At 72.6% G+C, this 8,601-nt stretch carries 4 protein-coding genes; all 4 read left to right on the forward strand.

Translation table 11 applies throughout. From position 1 onward, the window contains the following. Positions 1-52 precede the first annotated feature (52 nt). The gene (locus tag AB0G59_RS25800; protein WP_360916073.1) at positions 53-2,047 is read left to right on the forward strand and encodes an alpha-1,4-glucan--maltose-1-phosphate maltosyltransferase; all 1,995 of its coding nucleotides are present in this window, start codon (positions 53-55) and stop codon (positions 2,045-2,047) included. Then, positions 2,044-3,771 carry a maltose alpha-D-glucosyltransferase gene (gene treS / locus AB0G59_RS25805; protein ID WP_360916075.1) on the forward strand — a complete coding sequence of 576 codons (1,728 nt, stop codon included), beginning with the start codon at positions 2,044-2,046 and terminating at the stop codon, positions 3,769-3,771. The genes AB0G59_RS25800 and treS overlap by 4 nt, the downstream gene beginning before the upstream one ends. Positions 3,772-4,134: 363 nt before the next feature. Further along, positions 4,135-5,661 carry a maltokinase gene (locus tag AB0G59_RS25810; RefSeq protein ID WP_360916078.1) on the forward strand — a complete coding sequence of 509 codons (1,527 nt, stop codon included), beginning with the start codon at positions 4,135-4,137 and terminating at the stop codon, positions 5,659-5,661. A gap of 589 nt (positions 5,662-6,250) precedes the next feature. After that, positions 6,251-8,518: a 1,4-alpha-glucan branching enzyme gene (gene glgB, locus AB0G59_RS25815; RefSeq protein ID WP_360916081.1), complete on the forward strand. Its 2,268-nt coding sequence runs from the start codon at positions 6,251-6,253 to the stop codon at positions 8,516-8,518. Positions 8,519-8,601: the final 83 nt, after the last annotated feature.

An 8,601-nucleotide genomic window follows, 5' to 3' on the forward strand; every position in this document is an offset into this window, starting at 1 on the left:
TACAGAACTCCCCAGACCTGCCCAGGGTCCCGTCGATTCTCCAGGTGATCCCATGATCGGTCGTATCCCCGTCCTGGACCTCGGACCGCTCGTCGACTGCGGCCGAAGGCCCGTCAAGGCGGTGGCGGGTGAGACCTTCGAGGTCACCGCCACGGTCTTCCGCGAGGGCCACGACGCGGTCGGCGCGAACGTCGTGCTGCGCGGCCCCGCCGGCCGGTGCGGGCCCTGGACGCCGATGCGCGAGCTGGCGCCGGGCACCGACCGCTGGGGCGCGGAGGTCACCTGCGACCGGGAGGGCCGCTGGACGTACGCGGTGGAGGCGTGGGGGGATCCGGTCACCACGTGGCGGGAGCACGCGCAGATCAAGATTCCGGCGGGGATCGACAGCGCCCTGGTGCTGGAGGAGGGCGCGCTGCTGTACGAACGCGCCGCGGCCGGAGTGCCGAAGAACGGGGGCCGGGAGGCGGTGCTGGCCGCCGTCGACGCGCTGCGCGACGGGACGCGGCCGGCCGCGGACCGGCTCGCCGCCGCCCTCGCCCCGGAGGTCACGGCGGCCCTGACCGGCCATCCCCTGCGCGAGCTGGTCACCGCCTCACGGCCGGTGCCGGTGCTCGTGGAGCGCGAACGGGCCCTGTTCGGCTCCTGGTACGAGCTGTTCCCGCGGTCGGAGGGCGCGCTGCTGCGCGAGGGCCGCCCGCCGCGCAGCGGTTCGTTCCGCACGGCCGCCCAGCGCCTGCCGGCGGTGGCGGCCATGGGCTTCGACGTCGTCTACCTCCCACCCGTCCACCCCATCGGGACCTCCTACCGCAAGGGCCCCAACAACGCGCTGAGCGCGGGGGTTTACGACGTGGGCAGCCCCTGGGCGATCGGCTCCGCCGACGGCGGGCACGACGCCGTCCACCCCGACCTGGGCACGTTCGAGGACTTCGACCGCTTCGTGGCGCGGGCCCGGGAGCTGCGCATGGAGGTGGCGCTCGACTTCGCGCTGCAGTGCTCCCCCGACCACCCGTGGGTCGGCAAGCACCCCGAGTGGTTCCACCACCGCGCCGACGGCTCGATCGCCTATGCCGAGAACCCGCCGAAGAAGTACCAGGACATCTATCCCCTCGCCTTCGACGAGGACTTCGACGGGCTGGTCGCGGAGACGCTGCGCGTGCTGCGGCTGTGGATGGCGCACGGGGTACGGATCTTCCGTGTCGACAATCCGCACACCAAGCCGGTGCTCTTCTGGGAGAAGGTCATCGCCGAGGTGGGCCGCACGGATCCGGACGTCGTCTTCCTCGCCGAGGCCTTCACCCGGCCCGCCATGATGCGCACCCTGGGCGCGATCGGGTTCCAGCAGTCGTACACCTACTTCACCTGGCGCAACACCAAGCACGAGATCACCGACTATCTGACGGAGCTGTCACGGGAGTCGGCGGCCTGCATGCGCCCGAACCTGTTCGTGAACACCCCCGACATCCTGCACGCGTATCTCCAGCAGGGCGGCCGGGCCGCCTTCGAGATCCGTGCCGTGCTCGCCGCGACGCTGTCGCCCACCTGGGGCGTCTACGCCGGCTACGAGCTGTGCGAGAGCACCCCGGTGCGCGAGGGCAGCGAGGAGTACCTGGACTCGGAGAAGTACGAACTGCGGCCGCGCGACTGGGAGTCGGCGGAGCGCGAGGGCCGCAGCATCGCCCCGTTGATCACGGCGCTCAACCGGCTGAGGCGCCGTCAGCCCGCCCTGCGCCGGTTGCGGAATTTGCGCTTTCATGACGCGGACAACGACGCCGTCATCGCCTATTCCAAGCGCTCCGGCTCCTCCTGCGTCCTGGTGGTCGTCAACCTCGACCCCCACCACACCCAGGAGGCGACGGTCTCGTTGGACATGCCGGAGCTCGGCCTCGACTGGCACGAGTCCGTCCCGGTGCGCGACGAGCTCACCGGAGAGACCTATCACTGGGGCAGGGACAACTATGTGCGCCTCGAGCCGGGCCGTTCCATGGCGCCCGCGCACGTGTTCTCGCTGCGACCGTCCTCACCGATCGGAGGGTCACCCACACCATGATCGTCAATGAGCCCGTCCAGGACACCTTCGAGGACACACCCGCGAAGGACCGGGATCCCGACTGGTTCAAGCGCGCCGTCTTCTACGAAGTCCTCGTACGGTCCTTCCAGGACAGCGACGGCGACGGCATCGGCGACCTCAAGGGACTGACGGCCAAGCTGGACTATCTGCAGTGGCTGGGCGTCGACTGCCTGTGGCTGCCGCCGTTCTTCCAGTCCCCCTTGCGGGACGGCGGCTACGACGTCTCCGACTACACCTCGGTGCTGCCGGAGTTCGGTGACCTCGCGGACTTCGTGGAGTTCGTGGACGCCGCGCACACGCGCGGCATGCGCGTCATCATCGACTTTGTCATGAACCATACGAGCGATCAGCACGACTGGTTCCAGCAGTCCCGCACCGACCCCGACGGCCCGTACGGCGACTACTACGTATGGGCCGACGACGACAAGCAGTACCAGGACGCGCGCATCATCTTCGTGGACACCGAGACCTCGAACTGGACGTTCGATCCGGTGCGCAAGCAGTACTACTGGCACCGCTTCTTCTCCCACCAGCCGGACCTCAACTACGAGAACCCGGCCGTGCAGGAGGAGATCCTGGCCGCCCTGCGGTTCTGGCTGGACCTGGGCATCGACGGCTTCCGGCTGGACGCGGTGCCGTACCTCTTCGCCGAGGAGGGCACCAACTGCGAGAACCTCCCCCGCAGCCACGAGTTCCTCAAGCGCGTGCGCGCCGAGATCGACGCCCACTACCCGGACACCGTGCTGCTGGCCGAGGCCAACCAGTGGCCCGAGGACGTCGTCGACTACTTCGGCGACTTCGAGGGCGGCGGCGACGAATGCCATATGGCGTTCCACTTCCCCGTCATGCCGCGCATCTTCATGGCGGTGCGGCGGGAGTCGCGCTATCCGGTCTCCGAGATCCTGGCCAAGACCCCGGCCATCCCCTCGCGCTGCCAGTGGGGCATCTTCCTGCGCAACCACGACGAGCTCACGCTCGAGATGGTCACCGACGAAGAGCGCGACTACATGTGGGCGGAGTACGCCAAGGATCCCCGGATGCGCGCCAACATCGGCATCCGGCGGCGACTCGCGCCCCTGCTGGACAACGACCGCAATCAGATCGAGCTCTTCACGGCCCTGCTGCTGTCGCTGCCCGGCTCGCCGATCCTGTACTACGGCGACGAGATCGGCATGGGCGACAACATCTGGCTCGGCGACCGCGACGCGGTGCGCACCCCCATGCAGTGGACGCCCGACCGCAACGCCGGTTTCTCCTCCTGCGACCCGGGCCGGCTGTACCTGCCGACCATCATGGACCCGGTCTACGGCTACCAGGTCACCAATGTCGAGGCGGCCATGAGCAGCCCCTCCTCACTGCTGCACTGGACCCGCCGGATGATCGAGATCCGCAAGCAGAACCACGCGTTCGGGCTCGGCTCGTACACCGAACTGCAGTCGAGCAACCCGGCCGTGCTCGCCTTCCTCCGGGAAGCCCCCACAGGGGAAGGTGATGACGACCTCGTCCTGTGCGTGAACAACTTCTCGCGCTTCGCACAGCCGACCGAGCTGGACCTGAGGTCGTTCAACGGCCGCCACCCGGTCGAGCTGATCGGCGGGGTCCGCTTCCCGGCCATCGGCGAGCTGCCCTACCTGCTGACCCTGGCCGGCCACGGCTTCTACTGGTTCCGGCTGCGCCGCAACGCCCCGTCCTCGACCCCCTGATCGCGCTCCGCGCGCGGACGGCCGTTCAGGCCGGCCGCGCCCGGGCGGTTTCCTCCGCCGGACCCTGGGCACCGGTACTACTGCGCACGGTCGGCCCGCAGCGGCCGCCCGCGCGGTACGGATCCGCTCGGGTCCGCCGGGACCCGCACGGACCCCGCATGACAGCACGGATTGCACGGTTGCACGTACGCACGGGCCGCGGTGAGCGACCGCGGCAGCCGCACGAGACCGCACACAGGGGCCGCAGGCGCTGACCGTACGGACGATCCTCGCCCGACACGTCCCGCACCGCGCACTGGCCATAGCCGCAATCCGGGACACTTTGCCCAATCTGTCGTGTGCCCCGGGGAAAGGACGCGACGCATGTCGGACGCTGCACCGCCCCGCCGGGAGACCACCGCGCACCGGGAGCCGGCCCCGGGCCCCTCGACGCCCTCGACCGCCCCCGCGGGCCCCGGGGCCGCGGAGAGCTCCGGCGCGCACCTGCTCGACTCGCTCGCACCCCTCCTCGTCGAGTGGCTGCCCCGGCAGCGCTGGTTCGCCGGCAAGGGCCGCCCCATCACCGGCTTCACGCTCGTCGCGGCCACCGAACTGCTGCCCCGCCCCTACGGCGGCACGACCCCCGGCCTGCTCCATCTGCTCCTGCGCGCCCAGCAGCCGGCCGCCGCCGGACACCCGGCCCCGGCCGAGGACTGCTACCAGCTGCTGCTCGGCGTGCAGGACGTCCTGCCCCCGCACCTGGCGCCCGCGCTCATCGGCCGGCCCGCCGGCGGCCCGCTGCGCGGCCGCACCGTCTACGAAGGGCTCGCCGACCCCCGCCTGGCCGCCCTGCTCCTGGAGCGGCTGCGGGTACCGGGGCGGCTCGGCCCGCTGCGTTTCACCCGTGAACCGGACGCGGCCATTTCGCCGGGTCTCACGCCCCGGCTGCTGGGCGCCGAGCAGTCCAACTCCTCGGCCGTGTACGGCGAAACGTATATCCTCAAGCTCTTCCGCCGGGTCGGCCCCGGCACCAACCCCGACCTGGAATTGCCGCGCGCACTCGCGAACACCGACTGCTCGCGCGTGCCGGCGCCGGCCGCCTGGTTCGAGGCCGACCTGTCCGGCCTGTCGGGGGCCACCGGCAACGGCGGCCCCGGCGACCCCATGACGCTGGGCGTGCTCCAGCCCTTCCTGCCCGGCTCCGCCGACGGCTGGCAGCTGGCGCTGGGCGCCCTCGCCGTGCAGGCCGACTTCACCTCCTCCGCGCGCGCCCTCGGCCACGCCACCGCCGAGGTCCATCTGGCGCTGGCCGAGGCACTGCCCACCGTCGTCCTGCGCCGCCCCCAGCTCGAACACCTCGCCGCCGGCATGACCCGCCGCCTCGACGCCGCGGTCGCCGCGGTGCCCGCCCTGCTCCCGTACCGGGACGCGCTGTGCGCCGCCTACGAGGAGCTCGCCGCGCTCGGCCGGGGCGGCCGCACCTGGCGGGCCCAGCGCATCCACGGCGACCTGCACCTGGGCCAGGCCCTGCGCACGGCCGCCGACGGGCGCTGGTCCCTCATCGACTTCGAGGGCGAGCCGGCGCGCCCGCTGGCCGAGCGGCGCCGCCCGCAGCCCGTCGCCCGGGACATCGCCGGCATGCTGCGCTCCTTCGACTACGCGGCGGCGGTGGGCCGGGCGGCCGGCACCGACTGGGCGCAGCGGACCCGCGACGCCTTCTGCGAGGGCTACGCCGCCGTCCACCACGACCCGCGCGAGGACCCCCGGCTGCTGCGGGCGCACGAGACGGACAAGGCCGTCTACGAAGTGCTCTACGAGGCCCGCCACCGGCCGGACTGGCTCTCCGTCCCGATGTCCGCGATCCGCCGGCTCGCGGAGGGCCACCGGGCCACGGGCGGGGCGGCCGTATGACGTCGACGCCGACCGGATCCCGAACCCGGAGGACCACCCAGTGACAGCACGACCGCCGACCAGTCCACCGCCGGCGCCCCGCGGAGGCGGAGGCGTTCCCGCGACGTTCCTACCCGGCCGGCCCGCACAGTCGCCGCCCGCCGACCCGCCCGCGAGCGCGCCCGCCGACCCGGCCACCGACCCCTCCGCGAGCGCGTCCGCGAGCCCGCCAACCGGCCCGTCCGCTGACCCACCCACCGGCCCGACCACGAACCCGGCCACCGGCCCATCCGCCGACCCGACCACGAGCCCGGCCGCTGACCCGCCCGCCGGCCCGTCTGTGAACCCGTCCGCCGGCCCAACCGCCGGCCCGACCGCGAGCCCGACCGTCGGCCCACTCGCTGACCCACCCACTGACCCACCCACCGGCCCGTCTGTCAGCCCGACCGCGAGCCCGGCCACCGGCCCTCCGCCGCGCGGCGCGGCGGAGGCCCTCCCCCGGCCCTCGCGGGCACCCGAGCCGGCACCGACACCGGCTTCCGCTTCCGCACCCACGCCGGCTCCCGCACCGGCTCCCGCTTCCGCCCCCCCGGTGCCCGCGTCCCGTGCGGTGCCCGCCGCAACCGCCGCATCCGGCGCATCCGGCGCATCCGGCGCATCCGGCGCATCCGGCGCCGGGACCGTACGCCCCGCCGACCCGCTGGACGACGCCACGCGCGGCCGTCTTCTGCGCGGCGCGCACCACGACCCGCACGGCGTGCTGGGGGCGCATCCCGTACCGGGCGGGATCGCCTTCCGCGCCCTGCGCCCGTACGCGCGCTCGGTGGCGGTCACCGCCCGGGGGCTGCGCGCGGAGCTGTACGACGAGGGCGACGGGCTGTTCGGCGCCGTGCTGCCGCTGAGCGAGGTCCCGGCCGGCTACCGGCTGGCCGTCGCCTACGAGGACGCCGAGCTGGAGGCCGACGACCCGTACCGCTTCCTGCCCGCCCTCGGCGAGCTGGACCTGCACCTCATCGGCGAGGGCCGGCACGAGGAGCTGTGGCGGGCGCTGGGCGCCCGGCCGATGACCCACGAGGGCGTCGCCGGCACCCGGTTCACCCTCTGGGCGCCCAACGCCCAGGGCGTGCGGGTGGTCGGTGACTTCAACTACTGGGACGGCACCGGGTACCCGATGCGCTCGCTGGGCGGCACGGGCGTGTGGGAGCTGTTCGTGCCGGGCGTCGGCGAGGGGGCGCTGTACAAGTTCCAGCTCACCCGCCCGGACGGCTCGCACACGATGCGGGCCGACCCGATGGCCCGGCGCACCGAGGTGCCGCCGGCCAACGCCTCGATCGTGCACGCCTCGCACCACCTGTGGCGGGACTCGGCATGGATGGAGGGCCGCGGCGCGCGCCCGGTACACCAGGCGCCCTTCTCCGTCTACGAGCTGCACCTGGCCTCCTGGCGCCCCGGGCTGACCTACCGGCAGCTCGCCGAGCAGCTCCCCGCGTACGTCAAGGACCTCGGCTTCACGCACGTGGAGCTGATGCCGGTCGCCGAGCACCCCTTCGGCGGCTCGTGGGGTTACCAGGTCACCGGCTTCTACGCGCCGACCGCCCGCCTGGGCACGCCCGACGACTTCAAGTACCTGGTCGACGCCCTGCACCGGGCGGGCATCGGGGTCCTCATGGACTGGGTGCCGGCGCACTTCCCGCGCGACGACTGGGCGCTGGCCGAGTTCGACGGCCGCCCGCTGTACGAGCACCAGGACCCGCTGCGGGCCGCGCACCCGGACTGGGGCACGCTGGAGTTCGACTACGGGCGCAAGGAGGTCCGTAACTTCCTGGTGGCGAACGCCGTCTACTGGTGCCAGGAGTTCCACATCGACGGCCTGCGGGTGGACGCCGTGGCCTCGATGCTCTACCTGGACTACTCCCGCGAGCCGGGCCAGTGGACGCCCAACGAGCACGGGGGCCGGGAGAACCTCGACGCGGTCGCCTTCCTGCAGGAGATGAACGCCACCGTCTACCGCCGCTGCCCCGGCATCGTGACGATCGCCGAGGAGTCCACCGCCTGGGACGGCGTCACCCGCGCCACCCACCACGTGGGCCCGGGCGGCTTCGGGGGCCTCGGCTTCGGGCTGAAGTGGAACATGGGGTGGATGCACGACTCGCTGGAGTACGTCTCCAAGGAGCCGGTCCACCGCAAGTACCACCACGGCGAGATGACCTTCGCGATGGTCTACGCCTACAGCGAGAACTACGTACTGCCGATCTCGCACGACGAGGTCGTGCACGGCAAGCGGTCCCTGGTCTCCAAGATGCCGGGCGACTGGTGGCAGCAGCGCGCCAATCACCGCGCGTTTCTGGGCTTCATGTGGGCCCATCCCGGCAAGCAGCTGCTGTTCATGGGCCAGGAGTTCGCCCAGGGCGCCGAATGGGCCGAGGGCCACGGCCCCGACTGGTGGCTGCTGGACCCCTCGTACTCCGCGGAGGCCGACCACCGGGGCGTACGGGACCTGGTGCGCGACCTCAACGCGCGCTACCGCGCCGCCCCGGCGCTGTGGGAGTGCGACACGGTGCCGGAGGGCTTCCGGTGGGTGGAGGGCCATGCGCACGAGGACAACGTCTTCGCCTTCCTGCGCTTCGCGGCCGACGGCTCACCCCTGCTGTCCGTCAGCAACTTCTCGCCGGTGGTGCGCCACGGCTACCGGCTGGGGGTGCCGGCGGCGGACACGGTGTGGGAGGAGTGCCTCAACACGGACGCCCTGCGGTACGGCGGCAGCGGCGTCACGAACGAGGACCCGGTGAAGTCCTCCCCGGTCCGCCACCAGGGCCACCCGGCCAGCGTGACCCTGACGCTGCCGCCCCTGGCGACGGTGTGGCTGCGGCCGGTGTGACCGGGGCTCCGCCCCGGACCCCGGTCCTCAATCGCCGGACGGGCTCAATTTGAGCCCGTCCGGCGATTGAGGACAAGAATCGC

The organism is Streptomyces sp. NPDC021096, from assembly GCF_040641275.1.
Taxonomy (GTDB): domain Bacteria; phylum Actinomycetota; class Actinomycetes; order Streptomycetales; family Streptomycetaceae; genus Streptomyces.

What these genes read in the sequence shown, in the direction of transcription:
- treS (WP_360916075.1), top strand. Translation starts at nt 2,044, where the DNA reads ATGATCGTCAATGAGCCCGTCCAGGACACCTTCGAGGACACACCCGCG.
- AB0G59_RS25800 (WP_360916073.1), top strand. Translation starts at nt 53, where the DNA reads ATGATCGGTCGTATCCCCGTCCTGGACCTCGGACCGCTCGTCGACTGC.
- AB0G59_RS25810 (WP_360916078.1), top strand. Translation starts at nt 4,135, where the DNA reads ATGTCGGACGCTGCACCGCCCCGCCGGGAGACCACCGCGCACCGGGAG.